This is a genomic window from Streptoverticillium olivoreticuli subsp. olivoreticuli (assembly GCF_003391135.1).
In the GTDB taxonomy this organism is placed as follows: domain Bacteria; phylum Actinomycetota; class Actinomycetes; order Streptomycetales; family Streptomycetaceae; genus Streptomyces; species Streptomyces blastmyceticus.
The window spans coordinates 1,905,251-1,927,280 of record NZ_CP031455.1 but is presented as its reverse complement, the minus strand read 5'-3'; the positions used below and the strand labels follow the sequence as shown (position 1 = coordinate 1,927,280).

The window sequence follows — 22,030 nt, the reverse complement described above, 5'->3', positions numbered from 1 at the left end:
GGGCTCGTATGGTCACCGACGCTTCGCCCCCGCCGATGCGCGTACTGGTCCTCGGCGCCTCGCTCCGGGCCGGCTCGCTCAACGCCCGTCTGGCCGCGCTGGTGGCCCGGCTGGTCCAGGAGGCCGGGGCCACCGTGGGCCTCGCCCATCTGGGGGAGTTCGCCATGCCGGTGTACGACGGCGACATCGAGGCCGCCGAGGGTCTGCCTCCCGGGGCGCTGGCGCTGAGCGAGCGGCTGAGGCTCAGTGACGCGGTCGTGATCGCCTCACCGGAGTACAACGCCTCGGTCCCTGGCGGGCTCAAGAACGCCATCGACTGGGTGTCCCGGATCCGGCCGCAGCCGTTCAAGGACAAGCACGCGCTGCTGGTCTCGGCGTCGCCCTCTCTCGTCGGCGGCAACCGCGGCCTGTGGGCCCTGCGCGTGCCGCTCGAACACCTCGGCACCCGCGTCTACCCCGACATGTTCAGCCTCGCCCAGGCGCACGAGGGCTTCACCGACAGCGGGGACCTCACCGACAGCGGGCTCCACGAGCGGCTGGTCGAGGCGGTCGCCGCGTTCCTCCAGCTGGTGGAGGCGGACACCCGCTACGTATGCCTGCGGCGCCGCTGGTACGAGTTCCTCGGCGACCGTACGAACGCCGAGGTCACCCAGCGCGCACAGGACTGACCCGCCACCAGCCCGTACGGCCGCGTGATCAGCCGCCGAGGACGTCGGCGAGGTCGAAGCGGACCGTCTCCTCCAGCTGTGCGTACGTGCACTGTCCGGGTTCCCGGTCGGGACGCCAGCGGCGGAACTGGGTGGTGTGGCGGAAGCGGTCCCCCTGGAGGTGGTCGTAGGCGACCTCGCAGACCCGCTCCGGACGCAGCGGGAGCCAGGAGAGGTCCTTGGTCCCGGTCCACCGGGACGGGCCGCCGGGCAGCCTCCCTGTGGCCTGCGCCTGCGGGTCGGTCCACTGCTGCCAGGGGTGGCCCTCGGCGCTTTCCATGCGCAGCGGTTCCAGCTCGGTCATCAGCTCCTGGCGGCGGCGCATGGGGAACGCCGCGCACACGCCGACGTGCTGGAGCCGGCCCGTCGCGTCGTACAGCCCCAGCAGCAGGGAGCCGACGACGGGACCGCTCTTGTGCAGCCGCAGGCCCGCGACCACGCAGTCGGCGGTCCGCTCGTGCTTGACCTTGATCATGACGCGTTCGCCGGGCCGGTAAGGGAGGTCCGGCGGTTTGGCGATCACACCGTCCAGACCGGCCCCTTCGAACTGCTCGAACCACGCCTGGGCGACGGCCGGGTCATGGGTCACCGGCGCGAGGTGCAGCGGCGCCGAGGCGCCGCGGAGCGCGGCGGCGAGCGCCTCGCGGCGGGCGTGCTGCGGGGTGTCGAGCAGCGAGTCGTCGCCGAGGGCGAGCAGGTCGAAGGCGACGAAGCTCGCCGGGGTGACCTCGGCCAAGTGGGTGACGCGAGAAGCGGCCGGGTGAATGCGTTCGAGCAGGGCGTCGAAGTCCAGGCGGCCGCCCCGGGCGATGACGATCTCGCCGTCCACGACGCAGCGCGGCGGGAGTTGCGCGAGCAGCGTGCGGACGACCTCGGGGAAATAGCGGGTCAGCGGCTTGGTGGTACGGCTGCCCAGTTCGATGGAGTCGCCGTCGCGGAACACGACGGCCCGGAAGCCGTCCCATTTCGCCTCGTACTGCATGCCGGGCGGAATGGCCGACGCCGTCTTCGCCAGCATCGGCCGCAGCGGCGGCATGACGGGGAGTTCCATGACGGCGATTGTGCGGGCTCGTGGATCCCCGCGCCCGTCGGCCCCTCGCGGCCGGGTACGCGGAAGCGGACGCGGTGTGTTGTGGTGCGCCGGGGGCGCGCTTAGCGTGAGGGCATGGGCGAGGCAATGGAACTCACCATCGGTGAACGGGTCGTGCGGCTGTCGAACCCGGACAAGGTGTATTTCCCGGAGCGCGGTTTCACCAAATACGACGTGGCCCGCTATTACCTCGCCGTCGGGGACGGAATCGTCCGCGCGCTCCGGGACCGGCCGACGACGCTGGAGCGCTATCCGGACGGGGTCGACGGCGAGTCGTTCTTCCAGAAGCGTGCGCCGCGCAACCTCCCCGACTGGATCCCCACCGGCCGGATCGCCTTCCCCAGCGGCCGTTACGCCGACGAGCTGTGTCCCGGCGAGGTCGCGGCCGTGGTGTGGGCGGCGAACCTGGGGTGCCTCACCTTCCACCCCTGGCCGGTGCGGCGCGGCGACACCGACCACCCCGACGAGCTGCGCATCGATCTGGACCCGCAGCCCGGCACGTCGTACGCGGACGCGGTACGGGCCGCCCTCGATCTGCGCGGCGTGCTGGAGGAGCTGGGGCTCTTCGGCTGGCCGAAGACCTCCGGCGGGCGGGGCCTGCACGTGTTCGTGCCGATCCTGCCCCGGTGGACGTTCGTCCAGGTGCGGCGCGCGGCCATCGCCGTCGCCCGTGAGCTGGAACGCCGGACACCGCTGACCGTCACCACGAAGTGGTGGAAGGAGGAGCGCGGGGAGAAGGTGTTCGTCGACTACAACCAGACCGCGCGCGACCGCACCATCGCCAGCGCCTATTCCGTACGGCCCCGTCCGCACGCCCCGGTGTCCGCGCCCCTCCTGTGGGAGGAGGTGCCGAGCGCCGTGCCGGAGGACTTCGACCTCGGCAGCATGCCGGCCCGTTACGCGGACGTGGGGGACGTGCACGCGGGCATGGAGGACCGGCCCTGCGGCCTGGAGGCGGCGCTGGAGCTCGCGGACCGCGACGAACGCGACCACGGCCTGGGCGATCTGCCGTATCCGCCGGAGCACCCCAAGATGAGGGGCGAGCCGAAGCGGGTCCAGCCCAGCCGCGCCCGCAAGGGGGCGCCGCCGGCCGAGCCCGGCGGCTGAGCCGGGCGCCCGGCGGGAGCGGGGCGGAGGGGCGCGGTCCGGGCGACCATGAGGTCTGGATGGGTTTGTCTGTGTTTATTCCGGTTTACTGCTGCTTGAGGGGTGGGAAATTGGGCAGTGCGTTATCCACTCCGGACAACAGGGAGCTGTTTATGACCCAGACACTCGTGGCCCGTGGCGTGGCATTCTCGGTGGCCGTGCTGGCCGGGGGGATGCTGGCCGCCACGCCCGTACAGGCGTCGGCGCCGGTCCCGGTACCGGGCAAGCCGTACGGCACCGTCAGCAGCACGACGGGCCTCAACGAGCGTGCTTACCCCAGCACCGACTCCGCGGTACGGTCCACCCTCGCCCGCGGGACCAAGGCCGCACTGCGCTGCAAGGTCCGCGCACAGGAGGTCGGCGGCAACAACGTGTGGTACCAGCTGAAGGACCGCCCCACCTGGGTGCACGCGTCGTACGTCACCAGCAACGGCGCCGTCCCGCTCTGCCGGGACATCAACCGCACCGCGCTGGACGACAGTCCGACCGTCCGGGCCGCGATGGGCTGACGCGGTTCGGGCGGGGGCGGCGGCGCGCGGCGCCGCCGCCCCTCCTGGCTGCGGCCGTCGCGCCCGGATCGCACCGATTCCGGTAGCAGGGGCCGGATTTGGGCGCGTCCCGGGCGCGGTGGCCGTGGGGCATCCCGCCCCCGACGGGGGCCATGGCCTCTACAGTTGCTGTTGCCTCCCCGTGCCGCCCGGGGTGGCGGGGGTGCGGCTGGGGGAGCGCGGTCGATGCACTGGCAGGCCGGAGGGATGTGGGCTGTGAATCACCCGAGTCGGGGTTGTGTGCTGTTGCTGGACGGCACGCCTGACCGGCGTCGTGGTGCGGTGCCGAATCCGACATTGCACGCAGTGGTGGGGGCGGATCCACGGGGGCTGGTGGCGGCGGACGCGGTCGACGTCGTCCAACTCCCCGGCGCGGCCGGACAGCAGAGCGTGCTCGCCTATCTCCAGCACGCCGCCGCGGGCCCCGGCCCGCTGCTGGTGTGGGTGACCGGGCGCCTGATGGCGTCCTCCTCGCGCCGTGGCGGCGGTGAAGTGCACCTCGCCCTGTCGGGCAGCACCCCCGGGAACGTCCGCTATACGGGACTGCCGTGGTCATGGCTGACGCGCACACTCGGCGCGCACGCGGGTCCGGCGCTGCTGGTCGCCGATGTCGAGGCCGACGCGGCCACCTGGCCGAAGGTCGTGTCCGCCGCGGAGAGCGGGCAACTGTCCGAAGGCATCGCGCTGTTCGGTGCCGTCACCCCCGCTCCGCCCGCACCCGCGCAGGAGGCGGGACCGTACACCCGAGGCTTCCTCGGCGCGCTGCGCGCGGGCAGTCCGGGCGCGGGGCCCGCCGTGGACGTGGCGGCGGTGCACCAATGGGCGCTCGCCGAGCCGGGGCCGGCCGGCCAAGTGCTGCCTCTGGCCTACGGCGCGCCGGGACCGGTCCTGAACAACGCCGCCCACCGGGCCCGTTCGTCCCACCCCGATCCCGTACCCGCGGCGGCGCCGGTGCGCGACGCCGTGCCGGCGCCCCGGGCCGAGCCCTCACCGGCCGCGCCCGCCGACGCCGTGCCCGCCCCCGCCCCTGCGGTGCCCGTGCAGGACGACCTGCTGGCCGGGATCCTCGCCTCCGCCCGCGCCGGGCGGCACAACGAGGCGGCCGCGATGGCCGCGGCGTGGGAGCAGCAGGCGCTGCGTCAGTACGGTCCGCACAGCCCGGAAGCGGGGCTCTGGACGGAAGTGCGGGCCGACCTGGCCCGGCTGGCGGGTGATCACGGCCGGGCGGCGGAGCTGTGGATGTCGGCCGCGCACGCGCGGCTGGAGCGCGGCGGGGCCGGGGACGCCGAGGCGGTCGCCGCGGTGAAGCGGGCGCACTACTGCTGGCAGCACAGCGGTGAGCAGGCGCCCGGCCTGGCCGCCGAACTGCTCGCCCTGTGGGAGCGGGTGCCCGGTGGCGCGGGCGCCGCCGACCACGTCCGCACGCACCTGCGCACCCTCCAGGGCGCGCCGCCCGCGGCCGCCCGCTGAGGCGTCGGCCTTCCGCCGCGCCGGGTGGGCGGGAAGAGCGGCGGGTGGTGGCCTGGACCCAGCGGGCCGCGTGGGACACACTCGGCCCATGCAGTGGACTGACATCGATCGGATCGCCGCGGGTCTCGCCGAGAAGCACCCCGCCGTGGAGCCCCTGAAGGTCGACTTCCTGGACCTCCGGGACCGGGTCGCCGGGCTGAGCGGCTTCAGCGGCGACCCCACCCGGGTGAACATGCGCATCCTCGAATCCATCCAACTGGCCTGGCTCGACCGGATGGGCATGGGCTGACCGCCGGCCCCGTCCTCCCTGGTGGGGCCGCTTTTTGCCGATCGGCGGGCTGCCGTGGATCATGCTCCTCATGCACAGCGACCTCTTCGCCGCCGAGAACATGGTCATGCCCGCCACCGCGCCGGGCATGACCCTCCAGAACGCCAAGTCGATCAAGTACGTCGTCCAGGGCGAGTGTTACGCGCGCCAGGGAGCGATGGTCGCCTTCCGCGGCAACCTCCAGTTCGAGAAGCTCGGTCAGGGCGTGGGGAAGTTCCTCAAGCGCGCCATGACCGGCGAGGGCCTCGCGCTGATGACCGTGAAGGGGCAGGGCGACGTGTGGTTCGCGCACGAGGCCGCCAACTGCTTCATCGCGGACATCACGCCGGGGCAGAGCCTCACCATCAACGGACGTAACGTCCTCTGTTTTGACCCCACCCTCTCCTACGAAATCAAGGTCGTGAAGGGCGCGGGCATGACCGGCGGCGGAATCTTCAACTCCGTCTTTACCGGCCACGGCAAGCTGGGCGTCATCTGCGAGGGCAACCCCATCGTCATCCCCGTCGCCCCCGGCGCCCCGGTCTTCGTCGACACCGACGCCGTCGTCGGCTGGACCAACGACCTGCACACCTCCCTCCACCGCTCGCAGAGCCTCGGCTCCATGCTGCGCGGGGGATCGGGCGAGGCGGTCCAGCTGAAGCTGGAGGGGCAGGGGCACGTCATCGTGCGGCCCAGCGAGGCCAAGCCGGAGCGCACCGGCGGGCACTGACCGGGTGTGAGGGCCGGGGCGGCCCCGTCGCTGTCCCGTCGGGTCCAGCCGTACGGGGCCGCCGCTTCCGGGTCGGCGGTCAGAGCAGGGTTTCGAGGAGGCCTCTGACCAGGAACGACAGGCCGTTGGCCAAGGGGCTGAGGGCGCCGACGAGGCCGCCGACGAGTCGGGTCGCCACGGTCAGCAGGCCACCGCCGAAGTGCATCCCGTTCACGTTGCGCGTGTCCGGGGCGATGCCGATGTCGTCCTTGGCGAGCTGCGCCGTCGCCCCGACGGCCTCGGTCGTCGCCCCCGCGATGGCGTTGACGTCGGGTGCCGCGGCCGTCGACTGCTTCTGGAGCGCGGCCCGTGCCGTGGTGAGCGCGGCCAGTTGCTGCTTGACGGCGGCACAGTTGCGGATGTCCTTCTGGGGCGCCGGCTGCGCCGCGTCACAGCTCTGCGCGGCCGTGTTGGCCGCCGCCGTGACGACGTTGGTGTCGATGGCCTTCATGCCGTCCGCGGCGGCCCGCCGCAGCGCGTCGGGTGCCGGAACGGCGGATGCGGTATGTGCGGCGGGCGCCGCCGGTACGACAGGCGCGGTGACCGCGGCCTTGGTGATGTGCGGGGGAGCCGCGGGTGCGGGCGTCGCCAGAGTGGTCGTCATGACGAGGGCGACGGTGCCGCACGCTGCGCTGACGAGGACGAGGCCGGTGGTGCGAGGAGCGGGCATTGACGTACTCCTTGGAGCGGAGGGATCTTCACGATCACCTTGCGGCCGCCTCCGGGACCCCGCAATCGGACAGCGGCCAAGGGGGTGTCCCGCGGCCGCTTCCCGCACCGTCTTTCCCTCCGTCAGAAACCCCGCCCACCCTCCATTCCACCTGTGTTTACGGCCCCTTGACGGGATGCCAGTCACATTTTCGGCAGCTGATGGGCCGTCCGGTACGGGGGTGACGCCCTGTCGGCCGATCAGCCGAAAGCCCGTCAGGGACGGGTCAGTGGGCGGCCGCGTAGACCCTCGCCGCGAACTCCGCGATCTGCTCGTCGCTGAGGTTCTTCGCGAGGTTCGCCTCCGTGATCATGCCGACCAGGCGGTGGTCGTTGCGGACGTCGATGACCGGGAGACGCTTGATCTGGTGCCGTTCCATGGTCTCCAGCGCCTCGGTGGCGTCCGCCTCGGCGTCGATCCAGTGCAGCTGCGAGCCCAGCTCACCGGCCTTCATGCCTGCCGGGTCATGGCCCTCCGCCACACACTTGACGACGATGTCCCGATCGGTGATCAGGCCCTTGAGGCGGTTGTCGGAGCCGCAGATGGGCAGGCAGCCGACCGCCAGGTCGCGCATCATCTCCGCCGCGTCGGCCAGCGACTGCTGCTCGTCGACACACTGCACGCCCGCGGACATGATCTCGCGGGCCTTGAGCTGCTTTCTCATAGCCATGATCGCTCCTGACTTGCGCGCACGACGACGGTGTGTGCCGGGCCGCGTCCGGCGGCCCCTTGGGCCCCGGGCCGTGAACAGACCGGCCGGAGGGCCCTCCACTTCCTCCATCGCAACACGGATGGCCCAACGCCGCCACGCTGGACGTCACCCCGCGGCGTAGCCGTCCGGCACGTGCCGCTCCATGAGCTCGACCTTGCCGTCGAGCGGGCGCTCCATCCCCGGCCACAGATCGGCCTGGAGGACGAGCTGGACCCGCGGCGCCCTGGCGGCGACGGCCTCGGTGGCGCGCTTGACGACGTCCATCACCTCGTCCCACTCGCCCTCGATCATCGTGGACATCGCATTGGAGCGGGTCGGCAGCCCCGACTCGCGAATGATCTTCACCGCGTCCGCGATGTGTTCCGGGAAGGACTCCCCGACGCCCAGCGGCGTCAGCGTGAAAGAGATGAGCACAGTGCTTTTCCTTTGTCGAGAGACGGAGAGACGGAGAGACGGAGAGAGGGACGGGGCGGGAACCGGATCAGGCCGGGCCGCCCAGTGAGGCCCGGTAGGCGTGCACGGCCGGTGACCGGTACGCCGACGCGACCTCGAGCAGGCTGCCGATCTCCTCCGCGAGATCCTGTGCCCCGGGGCCCGCCAGATTGGCCGTCTGCGCCTGCGGGTCCAGCCCGGAGCGCTTGGCGTGCAGGGCCGCGGCCAGCCAGCACGCCGTCACGTGCGCGTCGACCAGGGGCTCGGGCACGCCCTGGCCCGCGACGTGTGTACGGACGACGCCGAGGGTCGAGGGCGGCACGTAGTTCCGCAGCACGATCATCGCGTCCCTGATCTCGATGACCCTGCGGTAGAGCAGCAGCTGGAGCGGCACCGCCGCCGCGCCCAGCCGGTTGCCCGGCCGCAGCACCACGTCCGGCGTGGTCGACGTCAGGTCCTGCCACAGCCGGTCCAGCCCGCGGTACGACCTGCGGTCCCGCAGGTGGTCCCGGGTCCGGGCCAGTACGGGCAGCGCCGCCCCGACCGCCATGAACGCCGCCTCCACGCCGGTCACCGGCGAGAACAGCGGGGCGAAGGCCGTGGAACGCGTCTGCAGGTAGAACAGCTTCAGCACCCACAGCAGGGACGCCAGCAGGATGCCCGTGCCGAACAGCCGCAGCCCGAGGCGCAGCAGCCGTGGCGTGCCCGGTCTGCGGCCGTAGCTCCAGCACACGATGCCGCACGTGGTGTCGGCGGTCAGGTGGAAGGCGAAGAACACCCACCAGTAGGCGTCCGGCACGCTCGCGATGTCCCGCGACGGGGCGATCTGGTTGCGGGCGTGCGCCGGCCCGCCGAGGTCCAGCAGCACCAGCGTCACCATCACCGCGAGCGCCGCGCCGAACACCGGTGCCGTACGGCGCTGTCTGCTCGCCGCGCCGAAGATGAACCACAGCACCGCGGCCGCGTCGACGATGCTGAACAGATGCGTGGACAGGTCGATCCAGTGCGCGTCCGCGATCAGCCGCGACAGCACGGCGGTGACCGGGTCCAGATGCATCGACATCGCCAGCGCGATCATCACGATCGCGAACCACAACGGCCGCTGCTCACGGTGCCGGATGCCCTGCGGAGCCCGGACGACCGCCACCGCCCACAGCGCGACGATGCCGCCGTTCTCCACCCACGGCTGGTCTAACCAGCGGAACACGACGCCCCCGTACGATGACCCGTCCGCAGCCCCATGGCCGATTCCAGCCCGCCCAGCATCCCCGACAGCAGCGTCGGCGCGGGGACCCGGCCGGCGGCCTCCAGGATCAGGGTGGCGATCATCTCCGCCTCCTGCTCCTGTTCGTCGCCGTAGCGGATGCGGGCCAGCACCTGCCGGACGGACCGCGGGTCGCCGATGTCGAGGTGGCGGTGGAGCTCCCGGTCGTCCACCGCCGAGCGGTGGTTGCAGACCAGGTGCCCGATCTCGTGCACGATGATGTGCTCCTGGTGCAGGGGACTGGTCTGCGCGTCGTAGAGGATGAAGTCCTCCGTGTCCACCGCCAGCAGCAGTCCTGACGGAGTGCCGGGAACCGTCGGGGTGGGCAGCGCGAGCAGCCGCAGCGGCCGGTCGCGCTCGACCGCCAGCCGGGCGCACAGCTCCTGGGCGGAGAACGGGTCGGGGATCGGAATGCCGCCGATGACCTGCTGACATCGACGGCGCAGACGCCTCCAGTGCATCTCGGTCGGCTCTCCAGGAAGGGTCGGGACGGGGGGACACAGAACCCGGTAGCCGCGGCGCGTCACGGTGCCACCGCGAGAGAACGGCGGCCGGGCGTGCGCACGGTGCGGCTCCCTCGCTGCCTCTTCCCCCGGACAGTCACTGGCAGCATCACGAGCCCCTTCGCGCTTGTGCCACGGCCGGTGCGATCGTAGATCGTCACGACGCCTCCTGCCAGGTCCTGGGCCATAGTTGACCGTTACGGTCCGTATGGTCACGCCAACTTCGCGCAATGTCGCCCGTATTCCCCGCGCCGCGCCCGGCGGCGGCTCAGCCCAGGGTGCTGCGGCGGCCGGAACGGCTGCTGCGCAGGCGGCGCTTGAGGCTTTCCAGCACCGGATGGCGTTCGCGCTGCTCCTGCGAACGGCGGTCGAGCTCCTCCACCAGGCGCTGCGACCGCTTCTCCACGTCCAGCTCGTCCAGGATCCGGTCGACCTCGGTCAGCAGCGCTCCGTGCAGCTGCCACTGGCGCGGATGCTCCAGGACCTTGTCGAGCAGCAGGTCGGCCGCCCGGTCGCGGGCGGCGCGCCCGGCGGTCAGCGCCTGGCCAAGCCGGGCCTCCGCGTCCTGCGCGTTCGCCGTCACCTGGGTGGTGATGACCACCGCGAAGCTCTCCACCGCCCGCGCGAGCCGGTCGAAGACCTCCTCCAGCGCCGCCGCCACGTCCTGTGGGAACAGCGGCTCGTCGGTGCGCTCCTTGGCCAGGTCGGTCAGCGTCCTGGCGGTGACCCGCAGCACCACCGCCGAGATCTCCAGCGCGTCCAGCCCCGTCCGCAGCACCACCCGGAACAGCAGGCCCTCCCGTACACGGGGGTTGAGCCGCAGGCTGTCCTCCGCCTGCCGCAGGGCGGCGTCGACCTCGACGATGTCGTGGTCCAGCTTCCGTGCCTCGTGCAGCCGGGCCGCCGCCTGGGCGACGGAGGTGTGACCGCTGATCTCGCCGCCGATGTCCTGGAGCAGCCGGCGCATCCGGCCCGCCAGGTCCTCGATGGCCTCCCCGGCCGGCTGCACCCACACCGGCGGCACGAACAGGACGTTGAACAGCATCCCCACGACCGCGCCGATGAGTGTCTCCAGCACCCGGTCCCAGGAGGTCTCCGCGACCCGGGTGACGCCGAGCACGAGCATCGCGCTGATCGCCACCTCGGGAACGAACTCCCCCACCCGCACGAACCGGCCGATGACCAGCGACGCCAGGATGATCAGCCCGAGGCTCCACCACGTCAGCCCCACGAGCACGCTGAAGCCGATGGCGATGAGCACGCCCGCCACCACCGAGTTCACCCTGCGGATGCCGGTGGTCAGCGTGGCGTACAGCGTCACCTGCACCACCAGCAGCGCGGTCAGCGGCGCGGTCAGCGGCGCCGGTTCCCGGCTGAGCCACAGGGCCACGACATAGGAGATCACCGCGGCCAGCGTGGAGCGCACCGTCTGCACGACCGCCGGTTCCCGGCCGCGCCGCACCAGTGTCGTCAGAGGGTCGGAGAGCGCGGGCACCCTGTGCCCCTTCCCCCTCACCACCACCCCGGACACCCCATCGGCCGTCGCGCCACTCGGGCGGTCGCCCGTCACCGGGCCGGTTCCCGTACGCGATAGCGTCCAGGGACGGCGCCGGGCGGTTCAACGGCCGATTATAAGATACGAACTGGCCGGTTTGATCTTCGTCCGACACAGGAGGTGCCCTCGTGGCGAAGCAGGCGCGGGCGATCCAGACCCGCCGCACGATCCTGGAAGCGGCCGGCGCCGTCTTCGACGAGTTCGGGTACGAGTCCGCGACGATCGCGGAGATCCTCTCACGGGCGGGCGTGACCAAGGGCGCGCTGTACTTCCACTTCGCGTCCAAGGAGGAGCTGGCGCGCGGGGTGCTCGACGCGGCGATCACCACCGAGGGCGTCATACCGCAGGAGTCCAAGCTCCAGGAGTGGGTGGACGTGGGGATGGTGCTCGCCCACCGGCTGCCGCGGGAGCCGCTGCTCAGTGCCCCGATCCGGCTGTCCGCCGACCGCAGGGCGCGGGAGCTGTTCGGTACGTCGTGGGCGGGCTGGATCGACTATCTCGCCGAGATGCTGACCGTGGCCAAGGAGCGGGGCGAGCTGCTGCCGCACGTCGACCCGCGGCAGATCTCGATGCTGTTCGTGAGCGCGTGGACCGGTGTGGAGATCGTCGCCACGGCGGCGGTCAGCGACGGCGACACGCTGGAGGACCGTATCGCGATGCTCTACGACTGCTTCCTGCCGAGCATCGCCGTGCCCGGTGTCCTGGGCCGGCTCGACACCGCCCCGGACCGCGGCGGCCGGATCTGGGAGGCGCACAAGGCGCAGGCGCTGGCGGCCGCAGATGGCGACGGGCAGGCCCTTCGGCGCTGACCTGTCGACAGAAGGCCGGGCCGCGGGAGAGGCAGCCCGGCCTTCTGTGTGCCTGGGGCAGGGCGGAAAACCGACCGGTTGGCTCTCCGTTCCGTCTGTTGACTTCTCGGTCAGGTCGTGGGACCCATGACGCGTACACGTCACTCGGCTTTTCGTGTCCGTCCGGCAACCCCCACCCCGGACAGGAAGGAAGCACACGATGCGTACGACCAAGAGACCCCCCGGCCGCACCCGGACGATCACCGGGGCGGCCATGGCCGTCGTCCTCGCGGGCGTCGGCGTCGGGCTCGCCGCACCGCCCGCCCTGGCCGACACCGTCGCCGTCCAGTACACCTGCACCGGACCGGGCGCCCCCAGCGGCGTCCAGTCCCTGAGCATCGCCGTGACGGCTCCGGCCAGTGTCCAGCAGGGCGGCACCGCGGACCTCACCGTCGATGTGATCACGACCCTCACCGCCCCCATCGACCTCCCGGCGGGCAGCGTGAGCGGGGAGCTGACCCTCGACCTCGGCGGCGTGGCGACGGGCAGCGTCACCGCCACCGGCTTCGGCAACGCCGACACGATCCCGAGCGGCACCCCGGTCACGGTGACCGGCGGCAAGGCGTCGGCCCAGCTGGACAGCGCGGGATCCGCGACGTTCTCGCCCGGCGCCGCCACCGTGCACGTCTTCGGCATCACCGTCGCCTGCTCGATATCGGGCACCGCCCCGGTCGCCGCCACTACCGTGGTCGTGGGCTCCTGACCGATGACCGACGCCGCCGGGCCACGTGTCAGACGCGGGTGAGCCCGGCGGCGCCGAACGAGACGTCGAAGCGGTCGCACCAGATGCTGACGCTCGTGAACCGGTCGAGGTCCAGACCGGCGGGCAGGGCGTAGTTCTGGTCGCCCTTGTTGCCCTTGAGCGAGCCGAGGCTGCGGTGGGCCCCGTCGTCGAAGACGTACCAGCCGGCCCGGCCCTCCTTCACCGGGGCGTCGGTGATCAGGACGCGCAGGTCCGGGCCGTTGCTGGTGTCGAGGTTCTCCAGCCGCAAGGTGCGGGTGCCGTCGGGCAGTTCGAGGATCCGCACCGTGCCGCTCGTGCTGTGCTCATGGCTGATCAGCTCGCCCACGGCCAGGGTCCGCGGGCCGCGGCCCGGCCCGTCCGCCGCCGCGGGCACGGTCTCCCGCACCGTGGTGTCCACCCACAGCTTCCACGGCTGGAACCAGACCACCCCCGCGCCGACCGCCACCAGCCCGGCCACCAGCAACCCCACCACGACCGGCCTGCCGAGCATCCGTCGTACGCGTCCCATCTCGTCCTCCTGAAGCCATGTGCTGTCAGTGGTTCCAACGGGCCACGGCGGCGGATGCGATCCGGGACGCCGATGACGAAAGTCTTACGCGCCCTCCCGGAGCGCGGGTGCCGGGGCGGGTGCCGTCCGCGGTCCGGGAACGCCCGGGGCGGCAGGGCGGAACTCCACCGCCGCCACCAGCTGCCGCGACGCCCGGTCGAGCAGGACGACCGAGGCCGCCTCCGGGACGGCGCCCGCCCCGCCGGGGCCGGACAGCGCCCGCAGCAGCAGGCCGAGCCGCCGGTCGTGCCGGGCGAAGACCCGGCCCGGAGCCCACCGGCCCCGGGCGTCCTGGCCCGCCAGCGCCTCGGCCGCCCCGACGTCCAGCAGCACCAGATGCAGCTCGCGGCCCCGCCGTCCGGCGGTCCGGGCGAGCCACCGCCGCAACCACGGGCGACTGCCGCAGTCGTGCACCAGCACCGGGTCCCCGGTGCGCACCGCCGCGCGCAGCCACCGGACGTGCTCCAGCCGTGCCCACGGCCGGTAGACCGCGTACGGCAGGGCTGCGGGCATCACCGCCTCGCACGCCTCGTGGACATCGCGCGGATCCACCGCGGTGGCGGCCGCCGACCAGCGGCGCAGCAGGGTGCTCTTGCCGCTGCCGGGCAGGCCCGACACGACGACCACGGCGCCCGGCGGATACGACAGCAGCGCGGGAGCGCCGCCCGATCCCCGGAAGTCCACCAGGCCGAGTGGCCGCAGACTCCCCGCCGCCTCCCTGCCGGCCGTGCCCGACCTGCCCGAATCACTCATCACTGCCCCCTGCCCGAACTGTTGACCACAGCTTCGCACGGGCGGTCGCCATGGGATCTGACGCGCCGTCGACAGCCGGACGGGTCCGGCGGTGCGGACCGCACGCGCGCTTCAGCCCGTCCGGTGCTCGCGGCCGTGGGGCAGTGACCTGCCGCAGGAATATCCGTTTACCAGGACATGAAGCGCATTTCCGCAGTTCTCGTACTCGCCGCCTCGGCGCTGGCCCTCGCCCCCACCGCCCACGCGGACGACCCCGTGTCCCAGCTGGCCCGGCTGAGCGACGCACCGAAGCGGCTGCCCGCCAACGGCATCCACAAGATCAAGGGCGTGGGCGAGGCCCTCACGAGCCATATCGAGCAAGGGAAGTTGGTGCCCGACAGCGAAGCCTCGCTCCGCCTGACCCACCGCTGAGAACCGGCCCCGCGCCGGGAACGGTCACCGCGCGCCCCGGTCCTGCACCTGTCGGCAGGGCCGGGGCAACGCCCTACGGCAGGTCGCCGTCGCCACCGAGGTTGGCGACCATCCGCCGCAGCACATCGACCGTGGCCGCGTACTCCTCCGCCCCGATCCCCGCGTGCATCTGCTCGTGCGCCCGCCCGTTCCGCTCCGCCGCCCGGATCCGGCCCGCCTCGCCGTCGGCGGTGAGCGTCAGCCGCCCCGCCTCCTCCCTCATCCACTCGCGCGCGAACAGGTCGTCGTAGACCGCCTCGAAGTCGATCCCGAGGTCGTCGAACGGGCGCAGCCGCTCGGTGAGTCGCGCGCGGTCCCACGCGCCCGGTGCGCCCGCGACGTGGTTGAGCGTCCACCAGTGCGGCTGGGTGAGCTCCTCCACGGCCAGCTCGGCGCGGAGCCGGCCGACCACGGCACGGTAGGCCTCGCCGCTCCAGTGGCCGATCGGCTGCGCGGCCAGTTCCTCCCGGGTGTACTCCTTCATGGTCACAGCCGCTCCTCTTTCTCCTCGCCCGCCTCGCTGATGCGATCACCGTAGAAGCTCGAGCAAGGTTGAGGTCAAGGCGCTTTTTCCGCCCGAGTTTCCCGTCCGGAAGCGGAAACACTTCGTACGCGCCCCGTGTTACTCCCGTGACGGCCGGAGTTCCGCGACACCCGCCGGCCTACCCCGTAGCGCGACACGGAAGGTGCGTCACATGAAGATCGGCATCATCGGAGCGGGCAACATCGGCGGCAACCTCACCCGCCGGCTCACCGCCGTCGGCCACGACGTGGCGGTCGCGAACTCCCGCGGCCCGCAGACCCTCACCGAACTGGCCGAGGAGACCGGCGCCACCCCCGTCACCGTCGAGCAGGCCCCGCGCGGCGCGCGTGTCGTCATCGTCACCATCCCGCTCAAGAACATCCCCGGCCTGCCCGCCGGGCTGTTCGCCGACGCCCCCGAGGACCTGGTCGTCATCGACACCGGCAACTACTACCCCCAGCAGCGCGACGGCCGCATCGCCGAGATCGAGGAGGGGCTGACGGAGAGCCGCTGGACCGAGCGGCACCTCGGGCGTCCCGTCGTCAAGGCGTTCAACGGCACCTACGCCCAGGACCTGCTCGACCGCCCCCGCCCCAAGGGCGACCCCGGCCGGGTCGCGCTCCCCGTGGCCGGTGACGACCCGGAGGCCAAGCAGGTCGTCCGGGCCCTCCTCGACGACCTGGGCTTCGACACGGTCGACACCGGCGGTCTCGACGACTCCTGGCGCCAGCAGCCGGGGACGCCGGTGTACGGGGAGGCGGCGGACGCGGAGACGGTGCGCAAGCTTCTCGTGGCGGCGACCCCCGAGCGCACGGCGGAGTGGCGCGCCTGACCTTTCGCGGGGCCGGACGGGCCGGACCTTCCGGCCCGTCGGGCAGAATGACCAAGGTCACGGTCTCCGGCGGGAACCCCCGGCGGGCTTCGGCGCTCCAGTAGGACGGAACAGACCATCATGTCCTTCGGGGCAGCAGCATCATCCGGAGCGACGCGATGACGCACTCACCTTCCGGGGCCTACCAGTCCCGGGGCCACCGCCGTGCATCCCGCGCCAAACGATGGACCATCGTTGTGGCGTCCATAGCCGTACTCGGGCTGATCACCGGAGGCGTTCTCGATTACCTCAAGATCGGGCCGTTCTCCGACAAGGGTGAGAAGGTCAGCTTCGGCCAGCAGGCGCCCGCCGGGAGTGGTGGTCAGGCCGGTGGGAACAACGGCGCCCAGCCCGCGGCGGACTCCAAGGTCCTGATGCCGACCGGCCCCGCCGCCGAGTTCAAGAACGTCAACACCCTGGGCGACGGCACGCACATCGCCGTGACCACCCTGGAGGGCAAGAAGTCCGGTTTCACGGGCAAGGTCTGGGTCTGGGCCCCGAAGGAGTACGGGGACCCCAAGTTCGCGAACAGCGGCTTCCCCGTCCTCGTCGCCCTGCCCGGCGGCCCCGGCTTCCCGGACAACTACTGGATGGGCACCAACCTCAAGCTCCAGTCGTCCATCTCCAAGTGGTACGCGGAGGGCAAGAGCAAGCCCTTCCTGCTGGCCATGCCGGTGCTGAACCCGAAGAACAACGGGACCTACTGGGACGGCAGCGACATTCCCAACCAGCCGAAGATGGGCACCTGGCTCACCGACGACGTCCCGGACCTGATGAAGCAGAACTTCCGGACCATCAAGTCGCGTGACGGCTGGGCCTTCATGGGCTCCTCCTCCGGTGGCTTCGCGGGCATGAAGGCCGTTCTGAAGCACCCCGACCGCTTCAAGGCGGCCATCGCCTCCGGCCCGGACATCGTCCCCGACTCCCCGCTGTGGAAGGGCCACCAGAAGGAGATGGACGAGAACAACCCCGAGCTGCTGGCCAAGGACCTCATCGCCAAGGGCGGCCCGGACGTCTACATCGCGTTCCAGTACGGCACGCGGGAGGACCCCATCACGATCAACGGGGTCAAGAAGTTCGTCGCCACCTACGGCAAGGGCCCGGTGCACACCGACGTCAAGGTGATCGAGGGCGGCAAGCACGACGCGTACACCTACGTCCCGAGCATGGGCCAGGGGCCGATCCAGTGGATCAGCGAGCAGCTGGAGGGCCCGGTCCCGGCCTCCTGACGCAGCGCCCCTCCCGAAGCCGCGAGACCACGCCCGGTCTCGCGGCTTTCCGCTTGTCAGGGGGCGTCGCGCACCACGGCGCCCCCTGCGAGGGCGGCCGGAACCGTCCGTCGCACGACGGCTCCCGCCCGGATCGCTCACCGGCACTTACCCTGTGATCAGGGAATCTTTGTGCGAATAGGGGCTTTGGGCATGGGTGGGGCAGAACCCGCGGATCCGTTGCGTTTCACCGTCCTCGGGCCGGTCCGCGCCTGGCGGGGAGGCACGGAACTGCCGCTGGGCGCGCGCCAGCAGCGCTGCGTCCTGGCCGTGCTGCTCCTGCGCGGCGGCACGACCGTCTCGGCGGAGGAACTCGTCGACGCCCTCTGGGGCGACCGGCCGCCGCCCTCGGCCCTGGGCACCGTGCGCACCTACGCCTACCGGCTGCGCAGGGTCCTGGGGCACGGCACGCTCGGCCCCGACGCCGGCGGCTACCGCGTCGTGACCGCCCCCGGGCACCTCGACTCCGCGGAGTGCGAGCGCCTGGCGGCGGAGGCGGCCCGCCACCGCGCCGCCGGGCGTACGGGAGAGGCCCTCACGGCCCTGCGCCAGGCCCTCGCGCTGTGGCGCGGCGAGGCGCTGCCCGGCCTCCCCGGCCCGTACGCCGAACGGCAGCGCGCCCGCTGGTCGGAGCGCCGCCTCGAACTCCTCGAAGCCCGGCTGGCGGCCGAGCTGGACCTCGGCCGCCACGACCGGATCACCGGTGAGCTCGCCGAGCTGGCCGACGAGCACCCGATGCGCGAGCGCGTCTCCCAGCTGCGGATGCTCGCCCTCTACCGCGCCGGACGCCAGGCCGAGGCCCTGGACGCGTACGCCGCCGCGCGCCGCACCCTGGTCGTCGAGCTCGGCGTCGAACCCGGCCCGGAGCTGCGGGAACTGCACTGCCGGATCCTCGCCGCGGACCCCGCCCTCGCCCTGCCCACCGACTCCGCGGACCTCGCGGCGTCGCCACTCCACTCCTTCGGGGAGCCGGCCGCCACCCCGCCGGCCGAGCCCGCGCCCCCGCCCGCACCCCGGCAACTCCCCTCCAGATCGGCCGACTTCGTCGGGCGGCGGGCCGAGACGGCCGCGCTGCGCGAGACCCTCCTCGCCCCCGACGCCACGCCCGTCGTGGCCGTCTGCGGCCTCGGCGGCGTCGGCAAGACCGAGCTCGCCGTCCACCTCGCCCACTCCCTGGCCCCGCGCTTCCCCGACGGCCAGCTCTACGCCGACCTGCACGGCGAGGCCGGCCGGCCCGTCCCGCCCGAGGAGATCCTCGGCTCCTTCCTCCGGGCCTTCGGCCTCTCCCGCGAGGCACTGCCCACCGGGCTCACCGAACGGTCCGTCCTCCTGCGCTCCGTCCTCGCCGGACGCCGGGTCCTCCTCGTCCTCGACAACGCGCGGGACGCCCGGCAGGTGCGGCCGCTGCTGCCGGGCGCACCCGGCTGCGCCGTCCTGGTCACCAGCCGCGCCCGGCTCACCTCCCTGACCACGGCCCGCTCCACCGAACTCGGCGTACTCGGCCCCGCCGAGGCCCTCCGGCTGTTCACCGGCATCGTCGGAGAGGGCCGTGTGCGGGCGGAGGAGACCGCCGCGCGGGAACTGATGGCGGCCTGCGGCCACCTCCCCCTGGCCGTCCGGATCGTCGGCGCCCGGCTCGTCAACCGCCCGCACTGGACCCTCGCCGGACTCCTGGACCGCCTCGCCGACGACCGGCGCCGCCTCGACGTCCTGCGCACCGGCGACCTCGCCGTGGAGACCACCTTCCGCCTCGGCTACGACCGGTTGGCGCCCGCCCAGGCCCACGCCTTCCGGCTGCTGGCCGTCCCCGCCACCCCCGACCTGCCGGTCGACGCCGTCGCCGCCGTGCTCGACCTGCCCCGCCACGCGGCGGAGGACCTCGCCGAATCGCTCGCGGACGCCTCCATGCTGGAGACCCCCGCCCCCGAGCGCTACCGCTTCCACACGCTCCTGCGCGACTTCGCCCGCGGCCTCGGCGCGGACCGGACCGGCGCGCTGGACCGGCTCGTCCGCCACTACCGCACCGCCACGGCCGCCGCCCTCGGCCCGGCCGCCGCACGCCGCGCCGGACTCCACACGCCGGACACCCCCGACGCGCCGGGCCCCGTACGGGTGGAACACCGGGGCATCGCCGAACTGATCGTCCAGTGCGCCGGGGAACCCGATCCCGGCCTCGACCTGCGCCCGGTCGGCGAACTCCTGCTGGGCGCCGCCCTGCTGTACGGGTCCGGGCAGGCCGCCCGCGAACTGGCCCGTGCCGCGAACGCGCTCCTGCACGCCGTCCGGCAGCGCCGGGACCACTCCGGCGAGGCCCGTGTCCGCCTCGTCCTCGGCGGACTGCTGCTGGAAGCCGGCTCCACCGCCCCCGCCCTCGCCGAACTGCTGCGGGCCCGCGAGCTGTGCGGGACGCACGAGCTGCCCCGCGCCCTGCACGCGCACATCCACGCGGCGCTCGGCGCCTGCCACACCCACAGCGGCCGGCACGAGGACGCGATCACCTGCTTCATGGCCGCCGCCGACATCCGGCACGGACTCGGCGACCCCGCCGGGGCCGCCGTCGAATCCCTCGGCATCGCCGGGGTGCTCGCCGGGCTCGGCCGCTTCGACGACGCCGTGCGCGTCGCGGCCGCCGCCCGGACGGTCTGTCACCGGCACGCCGACACCGATGGCGAGGCCCTCGCCGGGAACGCCCTGGGGCGCATCGCGCGGGAGCGCGCCGACCACGCGCAGGCCGCCGGGCACCACAGCGCGGCACCGTGCCCGCACGGTCTCCTCGCGGTGATCGGCGCCTCCGAGGCCGGCACGCCGCCGCCCTGGCAGTCCCGGACACCGCGTCAGGACGCGGGCGGTGCCGTCTGAGCGTGGCCGAGTGTCATGCGCAGGAAGCGGGGCCGGTAGATGTCCGCGCGACGGATGACGTCGTCCGGGACGAGGCTGTTGACGTTGTAGGAGACGACGAGCTCGCCGCGGCGTTCGAGCTCCGGGTGCTCATGGGGGTTGTAGGCGAAGACGTTCCGGTTGCGGTAGGTGCCCGTCGGCCCTGCCTCCGGGGCGGTGAACACCGTACGGGGGCGGGTGAACGGCCCGCTGGGCGTACGGGACCAGGCGAGCTGCACCTCGGCGCTGAACGGCTGGTCCGCGCGCTGGGTGCACAGCGCGTACCAGCCGCCGTGCCGTACCACGCTCAGCTCGTCGGAGGCGCGCAGCGCGGTCCCGTCGGGCCCGGACAGCCGGGCGGAGCGGCGCTCGTCGCCGGACCAGGTGCCGTGGCCGGTCCAGAACTGCCAGGGCCCGCGCAGGTCCGACCCGGGGACCCGGGCCAGGTGGAGATGGTTGCCGGGGCCGCGCGCCTTCTCGGTGCCGTAGACATAGGTGTGCCCGTGTTCCCTGGACAGCCACGCGCCCCAGGAGATGCCGGCCGACGACGGCAGCGGGGTCAGCGACCGCGGCCGGGACATGCCGCCGGGGCCGAACCGGCCCAGCGCGTTGCCCCGCCAGGCCACGTCCAGGGGACCGGGCCCGGTCCGTGCGTAGCGGGCGTAGACCACCTCGACCCCGCCGCCGTCGGGGATGCCGGCCCGCGACCAGTACCAGTCGCCGGGCCCCGCACCCGACACGATCGACGCGGGTCCACCGGCCGCGTCCCGCCCGGTGACGGTGTGCGGTCCGGTGGCGTCCCAGCGGACGAAGCTGTTGTGGACGAAGGGCGTCGAACCGCCGTCGTCGGTGACCGGGGAGCGCGATCCGTCGGGCCGTACGGTGCCGAGGAAGGTGTCGGAGAAGATCCACAGCTCGCCCCCGGGCACCGGCACGGAGTACGTGCTGTCGCCGCCGGTCCAGTGCCCCGGCGCGCGGACCCGCTCGGCGTACCTCCCGAACGCGTCGCCCGTCGCCGCGTCCGCCCGCACCCGGGTGACCTCCGGCGGCCGCGCCACGGACGGCACGAACGCGCAGGTCGCGACGAGAGCGCAGACCAGCAGCCCGGGGGAGCGCAGCCGGGGGAGGGGACGGGGAGTTCGCATGACGCCAGTCCCAACGAGCGAACGCCCACGGGGTTGCCACCGGCCACCCGCCCTGGCCGCGTCAGCCGGCCGACACCGAGCCCAGCGCCACCTTCAGCAGCTCGTCCGGCGCGTTCCCCATGACGTTGTGCGTGGACGCCAGCGCGTGCACCTTCCACTGCGGGTCGTCGAGCAACCGCTCGTACGTGGGCCGGAACGGCGTCTCCCCTTCCCAGAGCTCCGCGTACACGTAGTCCCTGCGCCGCACCTGGTCGAGGCCGCCCCGCAGGCGGATCGACTGGAGCAGGCTCGCCAGCGGATGCGCGGTCGCGCGCGGGTCGAGGAACGGCAGCGGCGCGGTCGCGTACCCGAGGGTGCCCACGCCCCGCAGATACCAGTCCCGTACACCGTCGTTGGCCAGCGTCCAGCAGGAGTCCCCGTCCGCGGGGACGAACGCGTCGACGTATATCAGGCCCGCCACGCGCTCGGGCAGCCGGTCGGCGGCGCCCGTGATCACCATGCCGCCGTAACTGTGCCCGACCAGCACCGCGTCGGTGATGTCCTCGTCCACCAGCAGGTTCACCACGTCGTCGATGTGCGTATCGAGGTTCACCGAAGCGCCGAGGAGGTGCTTCCGCGCCCCGAGCCCGGTCAGCGTGAGCGGATACGCCTCGTGACCGTGCTGCCGCAGTTGGCGCGCCAGCGGCTCGAAGCACCAGGCGCCGTGCCAGGCGCCGGGAACGAGTACGAAAGTGGCCATGTGAGGCTCCTTTTGACGCAGTGTCGGATCAGTGAATGTCAGATCAACGGAT

Annotated in this window: 23 protein-coding genes and 1 pseudogene; 12 read left to right on the top strand and 12 right to left on the bottom strand. The window is 72.8% G+C overall.

Annotated elements, in window-relative coordinates; translation table 11 throughout:
* Nucleotides 1–8 precede the first annotated feature (8 nt).
* Entirely contained in the window at nt 9–668 is a 660-nt protein-coding gene (locus DXZ73_RS08000) for an NADPH-dependent FMN reductase (RefSeq protein ID WP_116210316.1), read from the top strand.
* A 28-nt stretch (nt 669–696) separates the two neighbouring features.
* On the opposite strand, the gene DXZ73_RS07995 is transcribed toward DXZ73_RS08000, so the two are convergent.
* Entirely contained in the window at nt 697–1,758 is a 1,062-nt protein-coding gene (locus tag DXZ73_RS07995) for an ATP-dependent DNA ligase (RefSeq protein WP_116210315.1), read from the bottom strand.
* Between the two features lie 114 nt (nt 1,759–1,872).
* Here DXZ73_RS07995 and ligD point away from each other — a divergent pair, with 114 nt between their 5' ends.
* The 5 genes from ligD to DXZ73_RS07970 all read left to right on the top strand — a co-directional run bounded on the left by ligD (nt 1,873) and on the right by DXZ73_RS07970 (nt 5,998).
* Nucleotides 1,873–2,904 carry a non-homologous end-joining DNA ligase gene (ligD, locus tag DXZ73_RS07990; RefSeq protein WP_116210314.1) on the top strand — a complete coding sequence of 344 codons (1,032 nt, stop codon included), beginning with the start codon at nt 1,873–1,875 and terminating at the stop codon, nt 2,902–2,904.
* 152 nt (nt 2,905–3,056) lie between these two features.
* Nucleotides 3,057–3,452, top strand: a complete 396-nt coding sequence (locus DXZ73_RS07985) for an SH3 domain-containing protein (RefSeq protein ID WP_240351262.1) — start codon at nt 3,057–3,059, stop codon at nt 3,450–3,452.
* Nucleotides 3,453–3,797: 345 nt separating this feature from the next.
* On the top strand, nt 3,798–4,961 hold the full coding sequence (locus DXZ73_RS07980) for a hypothetical protein (protein WP_162890107.1): 1,164 nt from the start codon (nt 3,798–3,800) through the stop codon (nt 4,959–4,961).
* An 88-nt stretch (nt 4,962–5,049) separates the two neighbouring features.
* On the top strand, nt 5,050–5,250 hold the full coding sequence (iscX, locus tag DXZ73_RS07975; protein WP_116210312.1) for a Fe-S cluster assembly protein IscX: 201 nt from the start codon (nt 5,050–5,052) through the stop codon (nt 5,248–5,250).
* A 70-nt stretch (nt 5,251–5,320) separates the two neighbouring features.
* The gene (locus DXZ73_RS07970; RefSeq protein ID WP_116215485.1) at nt 5,321–5,998 is read left to right on the top strand and encodes an AIM24 family protein; all 678 of its coding nucleotides are present in this window, start codon (nt 5,321–5,323) and stop codon (nt 5,996–5,998) included.
* Between the two features lie 79 nt (nt 5,999–6,077).
* Here the strand turns inward: DXZ73_RS07970 and DXZ73_RS07965 are convergent, their stop codons facing one another.
* From DXZ73_RS07965 to DXZ73_RS07940, 6 genes are all read right to left on the bottom strand, one after another.
* On the bottom strand, nt 6,078–6,707 hold the full coding sequence (locus DXZ73_RS07965) for a hypothetical protein (protein ID WP_116210311.1): 630 nt from the start codon (nt 6,705–6,707) through the stop codon (nt 6,078–6,080).
* Nucleotides 6,708–6,972: 265 nt separating this feature from the next.
* The gene (locus tag DXZ73_RS07960; protein WP_116210310.1) at nt 6,973–7,410 is read right to left on the bottom strand and encodes a CBS domain-containing protein; all 438 of its coding nucleotides are present in this window, start codon (nt 7,408–7,410) and stop codon (nt 6,973–6,975) included.
* 153 nt (nt 7,411–7,563) lie between these two features.
* The gene (locus DXZ73_RS07955; protein ID WP_116210309.1) at nt 7,564–7,872 is read right to left on the bottom strand and encodes an MTH1187 family thiamine-binding protein; all 309 of its coding nucleotides are present in this window, start codon (nt 7,870–7,872) and stop codon (nt 7,564–7,566) included.
* A 67-nt stretch (nt 7,873–7,939) separates the two neighbouring features.
* Nucleotides 7,940–9,097 (bottom strand): MAB_1171c family putative transporter, encoded by a 1,158-nt coding sequence (locus DXZ73_RS07950; RefSeq protein WP_162890106.1) that lies wholly within the window; start codon nt 9,095–9,097, stop codon nt 7,940–7,942.
* Nucleotides 9,082–9,615 (bottom strand): hypothetical protein, encoded by a 534-nt coding sequence (locus DXZ73_RS07945; protein WP_116210307.1) that lies wholly within the window; start codon nt 9,613–9,615, stop codon nt 9,082–9,084. The genes DXZ73_RS07950 and DXZ73_RS07945 overlap by 16 nt, the downstream gene beginning before the upstream one ends.
* Before the next feature lie 310 nt (nt 9,616–9,925).
* Nucleotides 9,926–11,152, bottom strand: a complete 1,227-nt coding sequence (locus tag DXZ73_RS07940) for an aromatic acid exporter family protein (protein WP_116210306.1) — start codon at nt 11,150–11,152, stop codon at nt 9,926–9,928.
* Between the two features lie 188 nt (nt 11,153–11,340).
* On the opposite strand from DXZ73_RS07940, the gene DXZ73_RS07935 reads away from it, so the two are divergent.
* Nucleotides 11,341–12,021 (top strand): ScbR family autoregulator-binding transcription factor, encoded by a 681-nt coding sequence (locus DXZ73_RS07935; protein WP_116210305.1) that lies wholly within the window; start codon nt 11,341–11,343, stop codon nt 12,019–12,021.
* Nucleotides 12,022–12,220: 199 nt separating this feature from the next.
* The gene (locus tag DXZ73_RS07930) at nt 12,221–12,763 is read left to right on the top strand and encodes a hypothetical protein (protein WP_116210304.1); all 543 of its coding nucleotides are present in this window, start codon (nt 12,221–12,223) and stop codon (nt 12,761–12,763) included.
* 28 nt (nt 12,764–12,791) lie between these two features.
* Here DXZ73_RS07930 and DXZ73_RS07925 read toward each other — a convergent pair whose 3' ends face one another.
* Together DXZ73_RS07925 and DXZ73_RS07920 are read right to left on the bottom strand one after the other, a co-directional pair.
* Nucleotides 12,792–13,313 carry a DM13 domain-containing protein gene (locus tag DXZ73_RS07925; RefSeq protein ID WP_116210303.1) on the bottom strand — a complete coding sequence of 174 codons (522 nt, stop codon included), beginning with the start codon at nt 13,311–13,313 and terminating at the stop codon, nt 12,792–12,794.
* An 84-nt stretch (nt 13,314–13,397) separates the two neighbouring features.
* Nucleotides 13,398–14,105: an AAA family ATPase gene (locus DXZ73_RS07920; protein WP_116210302.1), complete on the bottom strand. Its 708-nt coding sequence runs from the start codon at nt 14,103–14,105 to the stop codon at nt 13,398–13,400.
* A gap of 177 nt (nt 14,106–14,282) precedes the next feature.
* Between DXZ73_RS07920 and DXZ73_RS07915 the strand changes: the two genes are divergently transcribed.
* The gene (locus DXZ73_RS07915; protein WP_116210301.1) at nt 14,283–14,516 is read left to right on the top strand and encodes a hypothetical protein; all 234 of its coding nucleotides are present in this window, start codon (nt 14,283–14,285) and stop codon (nt 14,514–14,516) included.
* Between the two features lie 73 nt (nt 14,517–14,589).
* Here DXZ73_RS07915 and DXZ73_RS07910 read toward each other — a convergent pair whose 3' ends face one another.
* Nucleotides 14,590–15,039 (bottom strand): MarR family transcriptional regulator, encoded by a 450-nt coding sequence (locus DXZ73_RS07910; protein WP_116215484.1) that lies wholly within the window; start codon nt 15,037–15,039, stop codon nt 14,590–14,592.
* Nucleotides 15,040–15,235: 196 nt separating this feature from the next.
* On the opposite strand from DXZ73_RS07910, the pseudogene DXZ73_RS07905 reads away from it, so the two are divergent.
* The 3 genes and pseudogenes from DXZ73_RS07905 to DXZ73_RS07895 form a co-directional block, all read left to right on the top strand.
* Nucleotides 15,236–15,910 (top strand): annotated as a pseudogene (locus DXZ73_RS07905) (NADPH-dependent F420 reductase); the annotation flags it as partial.
* A gap of 158 nt (nt 15,911–16,068) precedes the next feature.
* A complete protein-coding gene (locus tag DXZ73_RS07900) occupies nt 16,069–17,178 on the top strand; it encodes an alpha/beta hydrolase (protein ID WP_116210299.1) in 1,110 nt (369 codons plus the stop codon).
* 192 nt (nt 17,179–17,370) lie between these two features.
* Nucleotides 17,371–20,076: an AfsR/SARP family transcriptional regulator gene (locus tag DXZ73_RS07895; RefSeq protein ID WP_116210298.1), complete on the top strand. Its 2,706-nt coding sequence runs from the start codon at nt 17,371–17,373 to the stop codon at nt 20,074–20,076.
* On the opposite strand, the gene DXZ73_RS07890 is transcribed toward DXZ73_RS07895, so the two are convergent.
* Nucleotides 20,052–21,239: a DUF5005 domain-containing protein gene (locus DXZ73_RS07890; protein ID WP_116210297.1), complete on the bottom strand. Its 1,188-nt coding sequence runs from the start codon at nt 21,237–21,239 to the stop codon at nt 20,052–20,054. The two genes, DXZ73_RS07895 and DXZ73_RS07890, sit on opposite strands and share 25 nt — an antisense overlap.
* 61 nt (nt 21,240–21,300) lie before the next feature.
* Nucleotides 21,301–21,978 carry an alpha/beta fold hydrolase gene (locus tag DXZ73_RS07885; RefSeq protein ID WP_116210296.1) on the bottom strand — a complete coding sequence of 226 codons (678 nt, stop codon included), beginning with the start codon at nt 21,976–21,978 and terminating at the stop codon, nt 21,301–21,303.
* Between the last annotated feature and the right edge of the window lie 52 nt (nt 21,979–22,030).